Annotated in this window: 23 protein-coding genes; 13 read left to right on the top strand and 10 right to left on the bottom strand. The window is 43.7% G+C overall.

What is annotated here, in order from left to right:
* Positions 1 to 41 precede the first annotated feature (41 nt).
* Complete coding sequence (csrA, locus tag CTT31_RS13145) at positions 42 to 227, top strand: carbon storage regulator CsrA (protein WP_010375935.1); 186 nt, start codon at positions 42 to 44, stop codon at positions 225 to 227.
* A gap of 76 nt (positions 228 to 303) precedes the next feature.
* Here csrA and CTT31_RS13140 read toward each other — a convergent pair whose 3' ends face one another.
* Positions 304 to 798: a hypothetical protein gene (locus tag CTT31_RS13140; protein WP_017216304.1), complete on the bottom strand. Its 495-nt coding sequence runs from the start codon at positions 796 to 798 to the stop codon at positions 304 to 306.
* A 458-nt stretch (positions 799 to 1,256) separates the two neighbouring features.
* Between CTT31_RS13140 and CTT31_RS13135 the strand changes: the two genes are divergently transcribed.
* The 6 genes from CTT31_RS13135 (at position 1,257) to CTT31_RS13110 (ending at position 6,123) form a co-directional block, all read left to right on the top strand.
* Positions 1,257 to 1,505: an OadG family protein gene (locus tag CTT31_RS13135; RefSeq protein ID WP_010375931.1), complete on the top strand. Its 249-nt coding sequence runs from the start codon at positions 1,257 to 1,259 to the stop codon at positions 1,503 to 1,505.
* 12 nt (positions 1,506 to 1,517) lie between these two features.
* On the top strand, positions 1,518 to 3,299 hold the full coding sequence (gene oadA, locus CTT31_RS13130) for a sodium-extruding oxaloacetate decarboxylase subunit alpha (protein ID WP_260491418.1): 1,782 nt from the start codon (positions 1,518 to 1,520) through the stop codon (positions 3,297 to 3,299).
* Between the two features lie 10 nt (positions 3,300 to 3,309).
* Positions 3,310 to 4,440, top strand: coding sequence for a sodium ion-translocating decarboxylase subunit beta (locus CTT31_RS13125; protein ID WP_045989904.1), 1,131 nt, complete (start codon positions 3,310 to 3,312; stop codon positions 4,438 to 4,440).
* 232 nt (positions 4,441 to 4,672) lie between these two features.
* The gene (locus CTT31_RS13120; protein WP_165384082.1) at positions 4,673 to 4,837 is read left to right on the top strand and encodes a hypothetical protein; all 165 of its coding nucleotides are present in this window, start codon (positions 4,673 to 4,675) and stop codon (positions 4,835 to 4,837) included.
* A gap of 275 nt (positions 4,838 to 5,112) precedes the next feature.
* Positions 5,113 to 5,796 (top strand): subclass B1 metallo-beta-lactamase, encoded by a 684-nt coding sequence (bla, locus tag CTT31_RS13115; RefSeq protein ID WP_260491417.1) that lies wholly within the window; start codon positions 5,113 to 5,115, stop codon positions 5,794 to 5,796.
* A gap of 9 nt (positions 5,797 to 5,805) precedes the next feature.
* Complete coding sequence (locus CTT31_RS13110; protein ID WP_017216300.1) at positions 5,806 to 6,123, top strand: hypothetical protein; 318 nt, start codon at positions 5,806 to 5,808, stop codon at positions 6,121 to 6,123.
* A gap of 60 nt (positions 6,124 to 6,183) precedes the next feature.
* Here the strand turns inward: CTT31_RS13110 and CTT31_RS13105 are convergent, their stop codons facing one another.
* Positions 6,184 to 7,728, bottom strand: a complete 1,545-nt coding sequence (locus tag CTT31_RS13105) for a basic secretory protein-like protein (RefSeq protein ID WP_017216299.1) — start codon at positions 7,726 to 7,728, stop codon at positions 6,184 to 6,186.
* 248 nt (positions 7,729 to 7,976) lie between these two features.
* Positions 7,977 to 8,984, bottom strand: a complete 1,008-nt coding sequence (locus CTT31_RS13100) for an alpha/beta fold hydrolase (RefSeq protein ID WP_211858237.1) — start codon at positions 8,982 to 8,984, stop codon at positions 7,977 to 7,979.
* A gap of 212 nt (positions 8,985 to 9,196) precedes the next feature.
* On the opposite strand from CTT31_RS13100, the gene CTT31_RS13095 reads away from it, so the two are divergent.
* The gene (locus tag CTT31_RS13095; protein WP_010606219.1) at positions 9,197 to 9,379 is read left to right on the top strand and encodes an alternative ribosome-rescue factor A; all 183 of its coding nucleotides are present in this window, start codon (positions 9,197 to 9,199) and stop codon (positions 9,377 to 9,379) included.
* Between the two features lie 3 nt (positions 9,380 to 9,382).
* On the opposite strand, the gene CTT31_RS13090 is transcribed toward CTT31_RS13095, so the two are convergent.
* Positions 9,383 to 10,864, bottom strand: a complete 1,482-nt coding sequence (locus tag CTT31_RS13090) for a sensor domain-containing diguanylate cyclase (RefSeq protein ID WP_260491415.1) — start codon at positions 10,862 to 10,864, stop codon at positions 9,383 to 9,385.
* A gap of 180 nt (positions 10,865 to 11,044) precedes the next feature.
* On the bottom strand, positions 11,045 to 11,452 hold the full coding sequence (locus tag CTT31_RS13085; RefSeq protein ID WP_045989911.1) for an MAPEG family protein: 408 nt from the start codon (positions 11,450 to 11,452) through the stop codon (positions 11,045 to 11,047).
* A 94-nt stretch (positions 11,453 to 11,546) separates the two neighbouring features.
* Between CTT31_RS13085 and CTT31_RS13080 the strand changes: the two genes are divergently transcribed.
* Positions 11,547 to 12,500, top strand: a complete 954-nt coding sequence (locus tag CTT31_RS13080) for a GlxA family transcriptional regulator (RefSeq protein ID WP_260491414.1) — start codon at positions 11,547 to 11,549, stop codon at positions 12,498 to 12,500.
* 131 nt (positions 12,501 to 12,631) lie between these two features.
* On the opposite strand, the gene CTT31_RS13075 is transcribed toward CTT31_RS13080, so the two are convergent.
* The 4 genes from CTT31_RS13075 to CTT31_RS13060 all read right to left on the bottom strand — a co-directional run bounded on the left by CTT31_RS13075 (position 12,632) and on the right by CTT31_RS13060 (position 14,986).
* Positions 12,632 to 12,919 carry a hypothetical protein gene (locus CTT31_RS13075; protein ID WP_039493556.1) on the bottom strand — a complete coding sequence of 96 codons (288 nt, stop codon included), beginning with the start codon at positions 12,917 to 12,919 and terminating at the stop codon, positions 12,632 to 12,634.
* 310 nt (positions 12,920 to 13,229) lie between these two features.
* Positions 13,230 to 13,784: a hypothetical protein gene (locus CTT31_RS13070; protein ID WP_211858229.1), complete on the bottom strand. Its 555-nt coding sequence runs from the start codon at positions 13,782 to 13,784 to the stop codon at positions 13,230 to 13,232.
* Between the two features lie 117 nt (positions 13,785 to 13,901).
* On the bottom strand, positions 13,902 to 14,636 hold the full coding sequence (locus CTT31_RS13065) for a helix-turn-helix transcriptional regulator (RefSeq protein ID WP_211858228.1): 735 nt from the start codon (positions 14,634 to 14,636) through the stop codon (positions 13,902 to 13,904).
* A gap of 32 nt (positions 14,637 to 14,668) precedes the next feature.
* Entirely contained in the window at positions 14,669 to 14,986 is a 318-nt protein-coding gene (locus CTT31_RS13060) for a hypothetical protein (RefSeq protein WP_010375910.1), read from the bottom strand.
* Positions 14,987 to 15,192: 206 nt separating this feature from the next.
* On the opposite strand from CTT31_RS13060, the gene CTT31_RS23570 reads away from it, so the two are divergent.
* From CTT31_RS23570 to CTT31_RS13050, 3 genes are all read left to right on the top strand, one after another.
* Positions 15,193 to 15,375: a hypothetical protein gene (locus CTT31_RS23570; RefSeq protein ID WP_312026954.1), complete on the top strand. Its 183-nt coding sequence runs from the start codon at positions 15,193 to 15,195 to the stop codon at positions 15,373 to 15,375.
* 42 nt (positions 15,376 to 15,417) lie between these two features.
* Positions 15,418 to 16,428, top strand: a complete 1,011-nt coding sequence (locus CTT31_RS13055) for a hypothetical protein (RefSeq protein ID WP_260491413.1) — start codon at positions 15,418 to 15,420, stop codon at positions 16,426 to 16,428.
* Between the two features lie 132 nt (positions 16,429 to 16,560).
* A complete protein-coding gene (locus tag CTT31_RS13050; RefSeq protein WP_010606232.1) occupies positions 16,561 to 16,947 on the top strand; it encodes an MmcQ/YjbR family DNA-binding protein in 387 nt (128 codons plus the stop codon).
* Here CTT31_RS13050 and CTT31_RS13045 read toward each other — a convergent pair.
* On the bottom strand, positions 16,925 to 17,788 hold the full coding sequence (locus CTT31_RS13045; protein WP_260491412.1) for a LysR family transcriptional regulator: 864 nt from the start codon (positions 17,786 to 17,788) through the stop codon (positions 16,925 to 16,927). The genes CTT31_RS13050 and CTT31_RS13045 overlap by 23 nt on opposite strands.
* Before the next feature lie 184 nt (positions 17,789 to 17,972).
* Between CTT31_RS13045 and CTT31_RS13040 the strand changes: the two genes are divergently transcribed.
* Positions 17,973 to 18,356, top strand: a complete 384-nt coding sequence (locus tag CTT31_RS13040) for a rhodanese-like domain-containing protein (protein ID WP_211858225.1) — start codon at positions 17,973 to 17,975, stop codon at positions 18,354 to 18,356.
* Positions 18,357 to 18,366: the final 10 nt, after the last annotated feature.

Below are 18,366 nucleotides of genomic sequence, written 5' to 3'. Positions count from 1 at the left end.
ACGCGGAATCTTTTAAATTTTGGAATAACAGGAGCAAGAGAATGCTAATACTAACTCGTCGAGTAGGTGAAACCCTGATGATTGGTGATGAAGTGACTGTAACAGTACTAGGTGTTAAAGGTAACCAAGTACGTATTGGTGTAAATGCGCCTAAAGATGTTTCAGTTCACCGTGAAGAAATTTACATGCGAATCCAGGCTGAGAAATCTAGCCCGGGCAATATGTAATTGACCAAATACTGAATTACGATGTTAGTTAACATGGTTTAACTGGCATAATAAAACCCCGCCACTGCGGGGTTTCTTATTTCTGGCTTTGCTCAGATAAAAAGGCAATCGCTTCTTCGTTAAGTCCAGATTTACTGATATAGCTCGGGTTGTTTTGGTGAAATACCAAAAAACCTCTGTTCGTTTCAACAAGTTTATCTAAGTCGTCAAATAGGTAAGAAAATTCGGCATGTGTCGCTTTGGTGCTAATGCCTGCTTTAGAGATTGAAACCTCGACGATATTGCCGGCGGCACGAGAATATGACTGTCTTATCACCCACCAAGCTTTGCGATAGTAGAAAGCGACGCATTCAACTACAGCCAATAGAATAAGAAAGTTCCCGACGTAGTGCTCCTGCAACCCGTAAATAGCAAACAGCCCCAGTAAAATTAGTAGTACAAGCAAGCCATATTTCGGTTTAACAGCAAGCCCATTGGCTTCAGACTCTTCAAAACACTCTCGATAATAGGCTTTATCTAACTTAAATTGGCTTTGAAAAGATAAATTTTCATTTTGTTCAAGGGAGGGCATAGACGTTCGTTTTGGTAAAAATTTCCCCTTATTATACCCATCTATATTGAAAAAGCTGTAACGCGAATAAATTGTTTGCAGCTCCCTTTTCCCACATCCAGCGAAATACGCGTCATACAGGGTGACGTTAACGTAAATGTTAAATTTTGGTCAGTCCAATTTACAATTTATCTTGCGTAATCAAAAATCCATTCTATATTCATTAAAATCTCAGTATTAGTTGGCGCTATTTTGAATATTTTTCATATTTATTACGTTAATTTTCCATATTTATTAATGTTTTCTTAGCTAACTCACTGATAGTTTGTAAATTAAGTGCTTTGGTAATACCAATTTACAACGCGCTTTACAGTGGAACATTTTTTGTTATAAGGTGAATAAATATCTACAAAAAGTGAAGGTTTATACCTGTTCGTTAACATCGAACAGGAAAACCAAACAGCAAGTAAGGGGTAAAAATGGATATTGGATCGCAGCTACTGCAAGCAGGAAATCTCATGCTGACCGGTATGGTTGGTGTTTTTGTTTTTCTGTCCATTTTAATTTTTGCGATGCGACTGTTGGCCAACTTTGCTGCTCAATTTAAAGAAGTAGAGCCAAGTACCACAAGATCAAAAACAACCAGAGCAACATCGTCACAGGGTGTGCCGCAGGCACATATTGCAGCCATTAGCGCTGCCGTTGCAGCCTATAGAAAAAACAATTAATAGGGGTTTTGCATGTCACAGTTAAAGCTAACCGAATTAGTGCTGCGCGACGCGCATCAGTCATTACTCGCCACCAGAATGCGCTTGGAAGATATGCTTCCTATCGCTGAGAAGCTCGACAATATGGGCTATTGGTCTGTTGAATCATGGGGGGGAGCAACCTTCGACTCGTGTATTCGCTATTTAGGCGAAGATCCATGGGAGCGGATCCGTGCGCTGAAAGCTGCGATGCCAAAAACCAAACAGCAAATGCTACTGCGTGGCCAGAATTTATTGGGCTATCGTCACTATGCTGATGATGTTGTCGAAAAGTTTGTTGAGCGTGCCCACCATAACGGGGTGGACGTATTTAGAATATTCGATGCAATGAACGACGTGCGCAACTTAGAAACGGCTATTAAAGCTGCCATTAAAGTGGGCGCGCATGCGCAGGGGACGATTTCGTATACCGTAAGCCCTGTTCATACGCTGGAAATGTGGCTCACGCAAGCTAAGCAGCTCGAAGACTTGGGCTGTCATTCCATTTGTATCAAGGACATGGCTGGGTTACTAAAACCCTATGATGCCGAAAAGTTAATCTCTGGGCTTAAAGCGTCCGTCTCTATTCCCATCGCAATGCAGTGCCATGCAACCACAGGACTCAGTACTGCAACTTATCAAAAAGCCATAGATGCGGGTATCGATATGCTCGATACGGCGATTTCTTCGATGAGTATGACCTATGGCCATAGCGCAACAGAAACTATTGCGGCGATTGTGGAAGGCACAGAACGTGATACAGGACTTGACTTACTCGAGCTTGAAGAGGTTGCAGCCTATTTCCGTGAAGTGAGAAAGAAATATGCAGCTTTTGAGGGCAGCTTAAAAGGAGTAGATGGTCGTATTCTATCTGCACAAGTGCCTGGTGGCATGTTAACCAATATGGAAAATCAACTGCGAGAGCAAGGTGCGGGTGACAAGCTTGACGCAGTACTAAAAGAAATTCCAAGTGTGCGTAAAGAGCTTGGCTATCTGCCACTCGTAACACCAACCTCACAGATTGTCGGGACGCAAGCGGTATTAAACGTACTTACCGGTGAGCGTTATAAGTCTATAACCAAAGAAACGGCTGGCGTGCTGAAAGGCGAATATGGAGCGACACCAGCGCAAGTCGACCAAGCTTTACAACAACGTGTGCTTGAAGGTGCAGAGCCTATTACCTGCCGTCCTGCCGACTTAATTGAAGCTGAGCTAGATAGTTTACAAAGCGAGCTAGTTGCGATGGCAAAAGAGGAGCAAATTACCTTAGCCGACGAGGTTATTGATGATGTGCTTACCTATGCATTATTTCCGCAGATTGGCCTTAAATTCTTGAAAAATCGCAATAACCCAGATGCGTTTGAGCCAAAACCGACGCTTGTTGAAAGCAAACAACAAAAAGCTGCAGCAACGTCTGCTAAAGCCAAGTCATCAGCTACTGAGCGTTACAGCGTAAAAGTGGATGGCAAAGTATACGATGTGGTGGTTGCGCCGGGTGGAGAGTTACAAGAAGTACAAGTCAAAGACAGTGAGCTTATTCCGCAATCAACCTCGGTGAGCTCCAGTGAAACTTTGAATGCGCCACTTGCCGGCAACATCTTTAAGCTTATGGTGCGCGCAGGAGATGAAGTGCAAGAAGGCGATGTGGTGCTCATCATGGAAGCCATGAAAATGGAAACCGAGGTGCGTGCAACACACAGTGGCCAAGTTGCAGAGCTACTCGTCTCTGAAGGCGACTCCGTCAGTGCTGGCGATGCCATCATGTCTTTAGCATAAGGATGTTGTGATGGAAGGGTTACTTAATTTATGGCAAGCAACAGGGCTTGCCAACTTCACCGTGCCTGCACTTTGCATGATGGCTGTGGGCTGCGGACTTTTGTATCTTGCGATCGCCAAAGGCTTTGAGCCGTTGCTATTAGTGCCTATTGGCTTTGGTGCCATACTCACGAACATTCCTGTTGCTGGGCTTGCCGATCCTGGTGGGCTTTTATACTACGTGTATTACATTGGTATAGACAGCGGAGTATTCCCCTTGCTGATCTTTATGGGGGTGGGCGCGATGACGGACTTTAGTGCACTGATAGCCAACCCCAAGATGCTGTTGCTTGGTGCCGCAGCTCAATTTGGGATCTTTGCCACTTTGTTTGGGGCTATATTGCTGAACTATATTCCGGGCTTTGAATTTACCCTGCAAGACGCTTCAGCAATCGCCATTATTGGCGGTGCTGATGGACCAACTGCGATATTCCTCGCGTCTAAGCTTGCACCAGAGTTACTAGGTGCAATTGCGGTGGCAGCCTATTCGTATATGGCGTTAGTGCCAATTATTCAACCACCGATCATGAAAGCACTCACGACGCAAGAAGAGCGCCAGATTGCGATGCCGCAGCTGCGCCATGTATCAAAAACCGAGAAAATCCTCTTTCCTCTGGCGGTACTAGGTTTGACGATATTGTTTTTACCTGCTGCAACACCTTTGGTTGGTATGTTTTGCTTGGGTAACTTGATGAAAGAGTGCGGTGTAGTAGACCGTTTGAGTAAAACGGCGCAAAACGAGTTGATTAATATCACCACTATTTTCCTCGGACTGGCGGTGGGCTCAAAGCTGGCCGCTGATCAGTTCTTAACGGTTGAGACGTTGGGGATTTTAGCGCTGGGTGCCGTGGCTTTTGGAATTGGTACCGCAGCAGGTGTATTAATGGCTAAAACCATGAATAAGTTTAGCGATACCCCCATTAATCCGCTAGTTGGCGCCGCTGGGGTATCTGCAGTCCCGATGGCTGCGCGCGTGGTCAATAAGGTTGGCCTTGAAAGTAATCCGCATAATTTCTTGCTGATGCATGCGATGGGCCCCAATGTAGCGGGTGTATTGGGTAGTGCGGTTGCTGCCGGTATTTTGCTTGCACTGGTAGGTTAATTTACACTTCTCCAACCATTTGCGTGGCGATTTTAGATTGCCGCGCATTTTTTAGACCTATAATACTAGCTCAGCTGGGGAAATAAGACGGTAGTAACTTTTGTTGTCACTTTGATGCTTTTTGGTATCAAATTGTTTAAAAAAGTCTTTTTTGTTTCTGTTAGGGGGTTGTTTTTCTGTTTTTTTTGGGTACTGTATTACTTGAGTATAACAATGAAAATAAGGAAGTAACATGAAATTAACTATAAAAAAAACCAACTTAAAAAGCTTATTAGGTAAAGAAATTGCAACTGCTCAAACTAAAGATGTTGCAGGCGCAAGAGGGACAGATACTTTAACAGGCCGAATGGCATGTAATCCAGCTCCTACAGGCAAGTACTACTGTAAGGTTCCTTAAGCGCAATCAGAACTTATGCAGATTGTAATACTATTACGCCTGATGTGAAACTATGTTAGGCGTATATACAACCAATAACTAAACTATAGAAAACATAACAATCCACTCTCCCACACGTGTTTAACACCAATAAGCCGATTTCTGTTATTTAGCAGTTTGACGTTTCATTTCGCTGGACTTTATATTCTGGAACTTGATAGTCTTTCGTCACTTTTAATTAACATGAACAACTTCAGATGAAGTTTTTAGCTCCTTTCTTATTTTTGTTACCCTGCGTGACAGTTGCAACGGAAACGTCGACTTTAGTGGTAACGCCGATTGCAGAGCATGTTTATAAACATGAATCTTCGCTACACGTTGAACCTTGGGGGCTAGTGGCCGGCTCTGGTCTGGTTGTGGTCGACGGTCAAGATGCTTACATTGTTGATACACCTTGGACTGAGCAAGACACAGAAGTGCTGCTATTGTGGGCTGAGGACCGCAAGCTCAATGTTAAAGGGGCGGTGGTCACGCATTACCATCAAGATGCAAGCGGTGGCCTAGCGGTATTAAATAAACATCAGATCCCAACCTATGCATCAGCCCAAACCAACCATCTATTAGCCCAAAAACACAGCGCGATTGCGTTACATAATTTGCCGCAAGCCTCATCAGTGATTAAGTCAGGTGTCGTTGAAACCTATTACCCAGGTGCAGGGCACTCGAAAGACAATATTGTCGTGTGGCTGCCACAATCTAAAATTTTATTCGCAGGATGCTTTGTGAAAAGTGTGGCGAGTAAAAATTTAGGTAACTTGGAGGACGCTTCGGTTGATGAGTGGCAAGCGTCTATACACAAGGTATTAAGCCGATATCCGGAAATAAACATGGTTATCCCAGGGCATGGTAAAGAAGGGGATTTATCTTTGTTGCACCATACCGTTAAGCTAATCAAAATCGAGCAATCAAGACGTAAATAAAGGATTGACATGAAATTTATTCCATTTCGTAATTTACGCTGTCCGGGTTTAGAAACTGCGCTGTGGTATTGTCGCTTGTTGTTTTTAACGGGCGTAGCCTTGATAGTACTTGGGGTGATCAAAGAGGGGATTGCAATCTATCATTGGCTAGTCGCCATGATAGAAAACGGCGATGCGCCAATAAAAGCAGCTTACCTCTATGACTTAGATTTACTTTCACACCCAAACTTTCATTTGATCATTGTTGGAGTGGTGAAGATCTACTTCTCCTGTGGTCTTGCGATTAAATTGAAAACAATGTCCCATGAACAGGCGCCACAAAATTAACGGATACCACGTAAAGGAATCTCTTAGACTCTTTTACGTGGCAGAGTTACGATTTAAAAATTAATACTCCAGTTGTCCGCCATTTTGGATAAAGGCGACATATTCGTTCCAAACATCTTCAACACTGCGGCCCAAGATATGTTGAAATGCAGCGTCAAATGACCAGGTATAATTGCCCATATCTTTCGCCGCTTTATTAAACTTGTAGATAAACTCTGAGTCGTGCTGTTGTTTGACGTAATGTAAGAAAAACCCAGTAGTGGTGTAGCCACTAAGCCAGCGTTTAGCGTTAATGATATCCGGTGAGCGTGATTTATGAAAACCCGCACCGATCCGCACGGCATCAGCTAGGCCTTCGGTGTATGCCCAATTTGCCTTGCCATCACCATAGCTATCATGAGTCAACGGCGAGTTATTGTAACCATGGGTGACTTCGTGGAATAAAATGCCGTCGATTTCATCACGGATCACGGCATCGTTGTTATTATTATCACGATAAATACGCTCTAAGTGCGCGGTGCTAACGACGATAGTCATCTCACCCGAACCGTCTTGTCCCATCTTATAGGCAACGAAATCCTTGCCCCAATGATCTTTGGCTCTCAGCTCAAACTGTAATTTTCTAAAACGCTGGGACTCACTGGCGTTGCGGTATAATACTTTTGCTACATCCACACAGCGCTCGGCCATGTGTGCAGCTGGGTTTGGTATGATCCGTTTAAATAATGCCGAGCCTTGTGTTTCAGGGTTTACATCAACAAAGTTCACTTCCGGACGTTGCCACGTGTCGTTTGGTGGTGTGCTATCGCTACTGACGGTTAATTCATAATTGGCACTTTGGAAACCGTATACAGAAACATAAACCGGTGCGTTTGAGCTCAAATCACAGCGCTCGTTGGAGCTGGCATCATTGATACTTTGGCAGTCATAACTTGCGGTGGTCGGTTGGCTATTTGCTTTTAGGTATAGATCCGCATCACCGCTGCCAGTCAAGGTTGCTGTGATAGGAGCTGAGCTTGTAAATGGCCCAAAATGTGACCATTGGCCAGGGGTAACGCTGCCACTTTGGTTAAATGGCAAGGTTGTACCACCGTTTGCCGGAGCACCGATAAATTCGATTTCTGCAAGCTGTAGTAAATTAGCACCTTGCGTTGCAGTAACATTTAAGCGCACAAAGCGGTACGCTTGATTGGTACTGACATTGAACTGCTTAGTTTGATGTCTCGAAGCAAAACTTTGATTGTTTTGCGAATCTATAGTGAACCACACTTGACCGTCTTGAGAGCCTTGAAGCGTCCAATTTTTGGGATCTCTTTGTGGCGCATCGTTCGCAGAAGTGAGGGTGTAAGCTGTTAAATTCACCGCTTCACTAAACGCATAACTTATCCAACCGGAAGCTGAAAAAGTAAGCCACTTGCTGTAGTGGTTATTATCAAATGCGTTGACTTTGCCCTCATAGGGTTGGTTTTCTCCTGAAACGCTGATAGCTGCGGCATTGGCAGTTGTCAGATCGCTATTTGCGTGCGCCGAGCTTAAGCCTAAGCTCATCAAAGCGGCTGCTATAAGAGAGCGTTGGAATCGCGTTTTAGCTATACTCATGTTCATGTTGACCTCTTTTGTATCGTTCCACTTTTTGTGGGTGGATATCTGTTGATGTTGTATCCATGGCTATTTTTATTTTGGCGTCCAAATAAGCTTGGAACGGTTTAATTGTTGTTGCTTTTATGTACGTTTGTCAAATGGAAATTTACTTTAATTTAACGATAAGGGCAGAATTGGTGTTCCTGAGTTAGGTTGAATTACGATGCGAAGGCTAGCACTATCAGGCTTTACAGGGCGTAATGCTAGGGATGTTATTTATTGTGAACTGTGTTTTGTTGGGGCGTGTTTGATTGATTTTTCGGGACTTTTTTATTCGCAGTCTCTTGAGTTGCAATTTGTTTGTGTTGTTTCTTTTTTAATCGCTTTCGCTCTGCTTTAGTTACGTGTTTTGCCACCCATTTAGCAATCTTTTGCATGAGCATTGGAGGGAAGTCATGACCCATCCCATTGACCAGTTTTAGTTTGGATTTTCGAATAGTAGCGGCGGTTTGCTGGCCAGCGGCCGCGGGAAAAATAGGGTCGTCGGTACCATGGATAACAAGTGTAGGCGTTTTGATCTTTGCCAGCGTGTGCTTGCGACATTGGCTTGCGACAATCGCCGCAAGCTGGCGCTTAAATCCTTGCGGGTTATGTGCGCGTTCAATACTGTGTTTGGCTTGTTGATGTAGCGTCCCTTCGTCTTGAGGGTAGGCGGGACTGCCGATCAGCTGGTTGAGTTTTATATTGTATTGAATGGCAGATTGGTGGCAGTCTGACTTTGGCCGTGCTTTTGCCAGTTGCAGCATGACTTTTACATTTGCTGCGGTAAACTTGGGATACGCTGAGGTTGACATAATTGAGGTCAAACTTACCACTTTCTTTTTATGCTTAGCTGCAACGATTTGTGCAATCATCCCGCCCATAGAAGCACCAACAAGGTGGGCGCGTTTAATCTTAAGTCCTGCCATCAAAGCGACAACATCTCCGGCCATATCTTCTAAGGTATAGGGAACAGAAGCGCGGATGGGAAGCTTTTTACTCAGCATGGTTTTTATCACACTCGGTGAACCTAAATGGTCCAAGTGGCTCGATAATCCCGTGTCGCGATTATCAAAACGGATCACCCGAAAACCTTTATTGACTAGCCCAAAGTACAATTCATCTGGCCAAATTGTCATTTGTGCCCCAAGACCCATTATCAAAATAATTACGGGGGCGTGAGGCGCTCCCTCGTCCTGATAATGTATGCTGATCCCGGTTGCAATCTTGATATCGGTCATTGTCGCGAACGTTTAGCTTGACTTGAAAGGGCTGCATTTAAGTATAGAGCGTGGGTATGAACTTAACTTTAAAATAGCAGTCAAAAAAGACGAAAATTTATTGCTAAAAGCCATTGCGCTTTAAAACATTTAGGTTAATATTCGCGCTTGTTGATGGTCGGAAATTATGCATCAACGCTATCAATTTATACGATTCTTATTTGGAGTAAGTCATGACTAAAAAAAGCAAACTTCAGCATGCTCATCAGCGTGGTGAAATTAAAGACAACGCACTAAAAGCGTTAGTAACCAGCCCGTTGTTTAAGGCGAAAGTTGAAAAGAGCAAAAAAGGCAAAGGTAGTTATCAACGTAGCGTAAAGCACAAAGGCCAAGAGCCTTACCTTAAGGCAGCCTAAGCTTTAAGATAAGGTTTTTTGCTGATACATTTGCTTGTCAGCTTGTGCGATTAAATCGCTGATATCTGTTATCGGGTGTTGGGAAAATGCTCGCCCGACACTACCTTGAATTGCTACTTTTTGTTTCCCATGACTAAATTGCAAGGTATTGAGTTGTTGTTGCAGCTGTTGTGCTTTTTCTTCTGCAGATTGTGTGTCGTCAAATAAGCAGAGCGCTGCAAACTCATCGCCACCCAGGCGTCCTACAATATCTTGTTTTCTGATACTTGATGACAAAAACGTCGCAACATGGGCAAGCGCCTTATCTCCAGCATCGTGACCAAATTGGTCATTAATCAACTTAAATTTATCTAAGTCAATGTAAAATAATGCCAAAACACCACCACGTTTATTAAATTGCTCGACTAGCACGTTGGCTTGTTTGTACCAGCCTCGACGGTTAAAAATGCCGCACAATTGATCATAATTTGCTTCATTTTCAGCTTGTTGTTTTTGCTGTCTGAGTCGTCCAATGCGTTTAGATACCGCAACGGCAAGCAGTAAAGACTCAATGGCAAACGCAAAAATAAGTGCATAGCGCTGCATAAATGGGCTATATCCCACTAACAGCACGCGAAATACCATACCGACTAATACTAGGCTCAGTGCCGCAAAAACCAAACTTGCTTCGCCAATTTTGCGCTTGGTTTGAAGAGCTGATAGCACAAAGATAGTAGCGACAATAACGAGGGTTATATAGGCCATAATTTGGCTTAATAAGTAGGACAATTGTGCTTGTTGAGTGGGAATTTTAAGTATGCTCAGGAGCATCACGATACCCGCGGCACTTTTCAGTAGCAACACGAGTTTTGGCCACTGTTTGTCAACAAGTAGGATACTCAACATAAACCAAGTTGCTGAAACCACAGTGAGACCAATACTAAGTAGATATGCGTGTTTGAGTAATGGTTTATACTGAGATGAAACAAAAAGATTTAATTGCCCTTCTTGGAATAATACAAATCCACAAAGGCAGAAGATATAAGCGCCGTAGAGTCTAAATATAGGATCATTGAGGCGACTACCCATGATCAATACATAGCAAATTAAGGTAAAGCAAAGTCCATAAAATGCGCCCATGACTAGGCTGCTTTTTTGACTTTCCCAAATAAATTTCCCCGTGCTCATCAGCCTAAATCTTGGCGTATGAATTTGCATAGAATCTAAGCTTAAGGTTGCTGTGTACTTACCTTTTGGAATGATAAATGCGGGCTGTGAGAACTTAACGGGCAAAGGGGCGTTGACTCGCCACTGATAGTGATTAAGGCCAACATCTACAAATGAAAAAACGCTGTCTTCATGTAAATTACAGGCTATCGAGACGGTATTGTTGCCGCGTTCAATTTTGCTATAAGACGTGGTATTGAAAGTAAGCAAAATTGAGTCGCCGTGAGCGGTCGTGAGCGAGCAATTGTCATCAAGCGCAAAAATTGAGGGGCTAAACAAAAATACGGCGCCGTAAATAAAAGCGAGTAGGAGCGTAAGCTTCCCACTAAAGTTGCTGTGTATTTTGACGCCATTCAACCTAGACTGAGGCACAACCAAAACCTAAGGTTATTGTTGTAGTTAATGTAACAAACTTGTACGTAACTTAGCCAGTGTAAAATCCCTTTAACCAGAGACTTTTTACATCCTATCGAACAAGAAGCTAAACCAGGCAAAAAACAAGCAAAAGCTACTTAATCCAAATGCTAGGGTTCGTAACCGTAAGTTACTGCCCAGTATGTGCTCGTAGCTGTGCCAATATCTTGCTGCGACAAACACGGTGCTGAGCACAAACCAAAATTGTCCCGTCATTTGCTCAGTATGCAAAAGTATCAGTAGTGCAATAAATAAAACTGGTTGCTGAAACTGGCTGTCATAGCTATTACCTAATAATCTTATGCGCTCGGGGAAGGCGTGTTTTTCAACATAGCGAATATCTTGAAGTGCAATATCACCATTTTTGACTGCGCGAATTCTACTCGTTGCGGTCAGAAGAAATAATAGCAGCGTTAGGCTAAGCAAAAATAAAATCGGAATATGGATCCACATAGTAAAGCTCCTGAGTTTGAAAGAGGTTTTACTTTAACTAGATTGATTGCTAACTTATCGTGTCAATAATGACTAGTTTTGGTTTGATATTGCCATGAAGGTGGTTTTGCTATGTCCTGAACATGTGTTTGCGAGCGCATTAACAGGTGTGATTGATATTTTGAACGTGGCAAACAAAGTCGCTGGTAAGGCGGTGTTTTGCTGGCAGACGGTTGCGCTTTCAGGGCAAAAGTCGGTGATGAGTAGTCAGGGTTTAGAATTTGTTTGTCATGCTGAATTTAGCGCATTGGCTGATGCTGATGTCGTTATCTGGCTCGGCAGTCACTTTTCATCAGAGCCTTTGTTGTGGCAACAATGCCAACAAATCAAAGCACAATTAAACAAGCATGGTATTGAATTTCATCCCGCGACTTATCAACTTGCCGGATGTTGCGGTACCGCATTTTTAGCCACAGCAGGATTGTTGGATAAAAAACAATTTACGTGTAGCTGGTGGCTCACGCCTTTTTTTACACGATACTTTCCAGTTTTAAAGCCCAACAGCCAAAAGGTAACAGAGCAAAGCGATATGGTGTATACCGCGGGCGCAGCTCATAGTTACTTGCACTTGATGCTGCGGTTTATTACCGACGTGCTGGGCTCTGAAGTGGCAAAAACAATCGCCGCATGGCTGGCGATACCAAACGAGCAAGCGAGTCAAAATGAGTTTGTGCAGCTCAGTGGCTTTTTACAACATAGAGATGCGCAATTGCTTAAGGCACAGCATCATATTAGCGATAATCTCGATGTTTCACATAGCTTACAGAGCCTTGCGAAACAAGCTTGTATGTCAGAGCGTACGTTAATTCGACGCTTTAAACAGCACACGAATATGACACCGTTTGAGTATGTGCGACTTGCGCGGCTCGTTCGCACCAAACAGCTATTGCATAGCACAAACTTGAGTGTGGAGCAGATAGCCAATCAGGTTGGCTACCAAGATAGTCAGGCTTTGGCTAAGCAATACAAAAAGCACTATAACCAATCGCTTAATCGAGTGAGAGGGTAGTCATAGTGGGTGTTAACCTTTCTCTTTGTGCAATAAATAACACCAGCTGTTATCGCTATAGTCAACTGCAAAATATGAGTACTACAGGAAACCAAACTACGGCAATATTAACTTGGACATGTGTTATATGTTTACTCGTAAAGTTTCTCTGTTGCTTCTTTAAGCCCTGAGTGGGGTAAAAATTGATCTGTGATTGTTAGAATTGAGTGCAGATTATTTTTTAATTTATCAAGCTCTATGTTACCTGGCTTAATAGCCGTTTGTAATAGATGAATAGCCATATCAGCTAATAGAATACGCTGTTTTTCTAGCCATTCTTCATCGCCTTTGGTAGCGGGATTGCCAAGGTAGCTACTTTCTACCAAACTATGCAAATCCCAGCTAGTTTTGATTAACTTATTCCTTTCAATATCATTCACTGCCGATCTTCCGAAATATAGATATAATGACTCCCACACCGTGCTAGCTTTCTCTTTTTCGTGGGTTCGCTTTATATAAAGCAGAGCCATAATTAATTTGTTAAATAACTAAACAGCTGAGGCTAGCATGAACAAACATAACATACTTTGTATGTGAACTAATACGCATAAAGCACTTAATTAAGTAGTCATATTCTGCTCAAAACCGCCTGTCAGCTAAAGTCCATACTAATTTGTCTACATGGTAAGGCAAGTGATGAGCAAATACAGTTGGAGGAATATTTTCCTCCATTCAATCAGTTCAACTTGCTTAGCTTGACGCGAGGCAACGGACACTCGGGGTTTCACCGGGTTCGATGATATTAATATTGACCTCTTTTAAGTCACCGATTATGGGTTTCAAAGCTTTATCAAAACGATTTGCTGCCGCTTCGATTTTTTCGGCATAGTCGTCAATGGCATCAAAATTAGCGGCGTGACTTTCAATTACTGCCTCAATCTGCTTGGCCTTTTCTTCTTGTTTTGCCAGTAGCGCTTTATTGATCACAAGTCGATCGTCGTCTTCTTGTATCGCCTCTTTACTAATGGCTTCCATTTCTTTGCTGAGCAGTGCGAGCTTGTCTTCAATATCTTTCATTGGTAACTCAGAAGCTGACATATCAAGCTCTGCCGCTTTGAGTGCTTTGTATGCAGCCACCTGTTCGGCGTCCATGGTGTGTTTGATTATTGGGTTACAGTCTTGGTAAGCGATAAGCTGGTAGCTGCCTTGCGTTTGCGGCTCGGTTGGATTTGCATTGGAGTAGCCAACGCAGGCACTCACAGCCAGTGTTACCGAAATTATGAGTATTGATTTTGTGGTTTTCATAAGCACCTCGAAGGAGTAAGTCTGATTTACAAAATTAGTCGCGGTGTAGTTTGAAAAGGTTGGTTTTAGATGCGCAAGTATTAGTAACAAAATATGAATCGGGCAGTGAGCTTAGAATTAGTTGCTACTTTTATCAGGCGCTTGGCATTGGTGCTGTGCAATTTCTTCGGCGTATTTGGCTTTAACTAGTTCAACGTAATGGTTGAGGTTTTTATCAGGACGTACGGTAAAGGTCCGCTCACTTTTATGTATCGCGGTGATACGGTCCAAGCGAAATTCACGGTAATCACTGCGGAGCTGACAAAATGCGACCAGCGTCCACTTTCCACCCCAATAAACCAATCCGAGTGGCTCGATGATACGCTGGGTTTGTTGCTTTGCAACGTCTTGATATTCAAGTTGTACACACCGCTTAGCCGCAATGGCGAGCCTAAGTGTAGCGCTAAAGGATTGTTGTTGCGGTCCGTGCTTAAAACTTGAGACCAAATAAGGGGAGTGGTCATGCTGTTGTTTGAGGTGAGCGGGTAGCACGGCCTCGATTTTGGCAATGGCCGCTTTTGCATGCGCGCTAAGTTCGGGATCCGTCCATGCTCCAACCATTTTACTACCAAGTAACAATGCGGTGAGTTCATCATAGCTAAACATCATAGGGGGCAGTGGGTAGTCACCAATAATATAGCCGACACCTGCTTCCCCCTCAATTGGCACGCCAGAACTTTGTAAGTCCTGAATATCGCGATAAATCGTACGCTCAGATACCGTAAAGTGATCGGCCAATGACTTGGCGGTAACCGCTAATCGTCGACCCTTGAGCAGATCCACTAACTGAAAGAGACGTTCTGATTTATGCACGAGTTTTCCTTGTTATTCAAATCTCAGATTAATTAACCGCTACATGGCGTTTGAGAGAGCACATTACTGTGACTAATGGTGACACTCTCGCTGTCTATGTATTGCGTTAATCTTTGGCATACTTCGGTTGTTGGGAATTGTGCCGACACCGCTTTTGCATGCTCCATCGATTGCCAATAAATAATATCTAAATACTCGCCAGTCTGACTGTCTTTAGTCAACGAACGATATAGTAACCCAGGTTGCTGTTCAACCCACTCGGTAAAAGCTGGGTTTACACCCATAATGTCACTCTCTGTAGCACCAAGAGCCAATTTAAATTTTACAATCTCTACGACATTTTGTTGCATGGTCTTTCTCCTTTTTGAGTTCAAAAAGAGTAAACCACGATGTTGTGTCAGGGAGTGTCAGTAGTGTTTAAATATACAGTGCATTTTATATCGAGGGCCTGTTTATCTTTCAAGTTTGTTTTTGCAGCAGCTTGATTGGTATTTATACAAGGCAGAGTCTGCGTAGCATAGTTGTTCTATGTAAGTCAGGCGATAACACAGTAGAAATGCAAATCAAGCACTGCCCTTTGGGTTCACCTGAGTGCGCTTTGTTCATTGTTGCTCAACTTTTGCCTAGATTACTAGGCGGCAAGTCGAGCGTCGCGACCAAAACACACTCAGGAGAACAAAAGTCAAACAGCAAAGATCAACAGGCCCTGGCAAAACAAAGGATCTGTATTAGGATTTAGGGTACTGCAATTGGCAGGATTAACCGTGTAAAGGATAAGGAAATGAAATTAAGTACAAGCATATTTGCAACCAGTTTGGTTGCATCCGCTATCTGCGCTTCCCATGTTTTTGCAAAGGACATAAATGACAGCGATGTCAAAAGGCTGCATGTCTTGGCAAAGCAAGTCGCATCACAAAGTATCAGTGGGTCGTATACTTTTGCTATCAACTGTCATACTAACCCCAGCTTACTGAAACGTGCCGTTGAGCAAGTAAGTTGGCCTGTCGATGAAATTACCTTTGCTATTCAAGGACAATGTCAGGGCCCAATTAAGATCACGAGACCTGGTATCACCATTTCGGGGTCTGATAATACTCAAGATGTTATCTCTGCGGCGTTAAGCGGCGTGCAGCCGACCGTATTAGTGGAGTCTGGTTCGGTTAAGCTCAATAACTTAGGACTTGTCAGCACCGCTCAGCAAAGTAGCGTAACGGTAACGGCGCAGGGAATGGCAAGATTGGATAATGTCGCGACTCAAGTGCAAGGCACTGAGCCTGAATACCACTATATCGTGACAGATAATAGTAATCTTTACTTAAGTAATCTAAACCAAGCCAAAGTGAAAATAGCAGGGGGCGCTTTTGCTGAATTTGTAGCCGGAAATCAGGCGATGACAGCATATGTGTTTGACACCGCCAATGCTAGAAGTACCCAAGGGAACCAGTTCGACGCAGTACAAGTTGCTGGAAATGGCTACTTTTTAGCAGATGGGCAGTCGCATATAAACCTATTAATGATCTGGAGTAAAGGCGCCGCCGAAATCGACCAGCAAAGTAGTGTTGGTGAACTGATGATGGGCGGCCAAACCTTGTTTGCTGCTTATAGAAACTCGACCTTGTCAGGGCCTTACAGCTTCTTTGGGAACGTGGTTTTTGAGTTGGAGCACTCCTCTGCGACAAATTGGGTAACGAAAGAAAGGCCGCACTCACTGTTTTCTGGTAATAATGCCGTCGTGAATGGCGAACTATTTCCAAGTTGGAGTTGGCAAGGACAGGCACCACAACCTGAGTGACCTGAGCTTCAAAACAATGAGTTAGCGTATTTCTTATTCAAACCTCAGGTTGAGTAATTTATGCTACTACGCCGCTTGGTATTATGCTTTACTACTAAGCGGCAACGATTAACCTAAAGGCAGAAGAATAAGATGGATCATCAACAAGTACACGACTACTTGCTTGCAAAACCCTATACCAGCGTAAGTCAACCTTTTGGTGAAGGCGTTGATGTATATAAAGTGAAAGACAAAATGTTCGCGACGTTGGCGCTTGGTAAAATGGGCAAAGAAGATGACGAGCACCCCCATTGGCGCGTAAATCTCAAATGCGATCCTGATGAAGCGCAAGCGCTGCGAGATATTTTTAGTGCGGTGTTACCGGGTTACCACATGAATAAAAAGCTCTGGAACACGGTGGTGCTCGATGGCTCCATTCCTACTGGAGAACTTGAGCGGATGATGGATAACTCATTTCGCCTTGTAGTCGAAAAAATGCCGAAAAAGCAGCAGGGGATTATCCTTGCGCAGCATCAATAGACGCACAAACGACTTGGTACACGGCGTTCACTTTAGGCTCTGTGAGCGCTTGATTTGCCACAACAAAATGTACGGGGAGCGAAAAGTCTAGCAAACTCGACAAGGCAACTTCTGCTCCTTGATCTGCAATGGCGTTGGTTTCAATAAAACTCACGCCGAGCCCTGCCTTAACTAAAGCCAAGCGGGAGCGCTCATCCGCAGCATTAATATTTACCGAGTTTACTTCGCTTAGCTGTTGATCAAGTTGCTTATCAAAAGGGCAGCCTTTTCCCATACGTATCCACGTCATCTGTGCTAATTCGGCTTTATGTGATGGCACAGGCCAAGATGCAGGATAAGCGGTGGTAACTGCAACTTCTGTGAGCGGTACAGCGCTAAAATGTGCAGGTACTTCGCCATAAATAACCCCACCATCAAGTAGGCCATCACTGAGTTTGTCGACGATGACACCACTTGAGAGTAATTCCAGCGAAAAAGAAAGACTTGGAAGGTGCTGGTTGAGTGTTTTTATCAGTGTGCCAAGTTCGCTCGAGGTGCCGATAGGGTGGTTCAAGCCAAGTCTGAACTCGCCTGTGAGCAGTGTTTTGGCTTGTGCTGCGGTATGCATTAAATCATTTGCACTTGCAAGCGTTAACTTAGCTTTGTCTAGCAAGATCTTACCTTGTTCTGTGAGCTGCATCCCTTTGCTAGAACGATGAAACAATACGGTATTGAGTTCTTCCTCAAGCGCTTTGATATGGGCGCTGATAGCAGGTGGTGTGGTGTACAGTCGTTTCGCTGCTGCTGTTAGATTTTGGGCTTCTGCAACCGCAACAAACGACCTTAAATGGTAAAACTCCATTGCATTAAACTCAATTACGTATTGAATACCACCAGTTTAAATGAGCTTGCTGCGATTGCCTATTCTGAAATGATGAACATCGCCTTCAAAAAATATGAATTCATTAACGCCGGTCGAGTGCGTAACGTAGTTGACCTCGGGTGAGGTTATATAGATCTCAGGTTATTTAAATAGGAGTTAAAAGATGAAAGTAGAAGTATCACAGTATTTTGCAATGAAGCTGGCTTACGAAACGGATTGTGCTGATGTTTATCAGGCGATGTTAACGGGGCAGCAGGATTTTGTGCTATTTGATGTCAGGTCGAATGAAGCCTTTGCCAAAAGTCATGCTCAAGGCGCAGTCAATATGCCAAGCGCAGACATAAGCGAACTGACGATGACTAAGTATGATAAGGTTACGCCAATCGTGGTTTATTGTTGGGGTCCTGGGTGTAATGGCGCAACAAAGGCCGCGTATAAGCTTGCAAAAATGGGCTATCAAGTAAAAGAGATGATAGGTGGAATTCATTACTGGGAGGATTTCGAGCGTTACCCCGTTAATCGCCGAGTGTCTCAGGCACAAAGTTGATGTAGGTGCA

Origin of the sequence: Pseudoalteromonas maricaloris, from assembly GCF_024746855.1 — a bacterium.
Classification (GTDB): domain Bacteria; phylum Pseudomonadota; class Gammaproteobacteria; order Enterobacterales; family Alteromonadaceae; genus Pseudoalteromonas; species Pseudoalteromonas maricaloris.
This window is presented reverse-complemented; position numbering and strand designations above follow the sequence as displayed.

Bases quoted from the DNA above. Each gene is read 5' to 3' on its own strand.
- csrA (WP_010375935.1), top strand. From the start codon at position 42: ATGCTAATACTAACTCGTCGAGTAGGTGAAACCCTGATGATTGGTGAT.
- CTT31_RS13140 (WP_017216304.1), bottom strand. From the start codon at position 798: ATGCCCTCCCTTGAACAAAATGAAAATTTATCTTTTCAAAGCCAATTT.
- CTT31_RS13135 (WP_010375931.1), top strand. From the start codon at position 1,257: ATGGATATTGGATCGCAGCTACTGCAAGCAGGAAATCTCATGCTGACC.
- oadA (WP_260491418.1), top strand. From the start codon at position 1,518: ATGTCACAGTTAAAGCTAACCGAATTAGTGCTGCGCGACGCGCATCAG.
- CTT31_RS13125 (WP_045989904.1), top strand. From the start codon at position 3,310: ATGGAAGGGTTACTTAATTTATGGCAAGCAACAGGGCTTGCCAACTTC.
- CTT31_RS13120 (WP_165384082.1), top strand. From the start codon at position 4,673: ATGAAATTAACTATAAAAAAAACCAACTTAAAAAGCTTATTAGGTAAA.
- CTT31_RS13110 (WP_017216300.1), top strand. From the start codon at position 5,806: ATGAAATTTATTCCATTTCGTAATTTACGCTGTCCGGGTTTAGAAACT.
- CTT31_RS13105 (WP_017216299.1), bottom strand. From the start codon at position 7,728: ATGAACATGAGTATAGCTAAAACGCGATTCCAACGCTCTCTTATAGCA.
- CTT31_RS13100 (WP_211858237.1), bottom strand. From the start codon at position 8,984: ATGACCGATATCAAGATTGCAACCGGGATCAGCATACATTATCAGGAC.
- CTT31_RS13095 (WP_010606219.1), top strand. From the start codon at position 9,197: ATGACTAAAAAAAGCAAACTTCAGCATGCTCATCAGCGTGGTGAAATT.
- CTT31_RS13085 (WP_045989911.1), bottom strand. From the start codon at position 11,452: ATGTGGATCCATATTCCGATTTTATTTTTGCTTAGCCTAACGCTGCTA.
- CTT31_RS13080 (WP_260491414.1), top strand. From the start codon at position 11,547: ATGAAGGTGGTTTTGCTATGTCCTGAACATGTGTTTGCGAGCGCATTA.
- CTT31_RS13070 (WP_211858229.1), bottom strand. From the start codon at position 13,784: ATGAAAACCACAAAATCAATACTCATAATTTCGGTAACACTGGCTGTG.
- CTT31_RS13060 (WP_010375910.1), bottom strand. From the start codon at position 14,986: ATGCAACAAAATGTCGTAGAGATTGTAAAATTTAAATTGGCTCTTGGT.
- CTT31_RS23570 (WP_312026954.1), top strand. From the start codon at position 15,193: ATGCAAATCAAGCACTGCCCTTTGGGTTCACCTGAGTGCGCTTTGTTC.
- CTT31_RS13055 (WP_260491413.1), top strand. From the start codon at position 15,418: ATGAAATTAAGTACAAGCATATTTGCAACCAGTTTGGTTGCATCCGCT.
- CTT31_RS13050 (WP_010606232.1), top strand. From the start codon at position 16,561: ATGGATCATCAACAAGTACACGACTACTTGCTTGCAAAACCCTATACC.
- CTT31_RS13045 (WP_260491412.1), bottom strand. From the start codon at position 17,788: ATGGAGTTTTACCATTTAAGGTCGTTTGTTGCGGTTGCAGAAGCCCAA.
- CTT31_RS13040 (WP_211858225.1), top strand. From the start codon at position 17,973: ATGAAAGTAGAAGTATCACAGTATTTTGCAATGAAGCTGGCTTACGAA.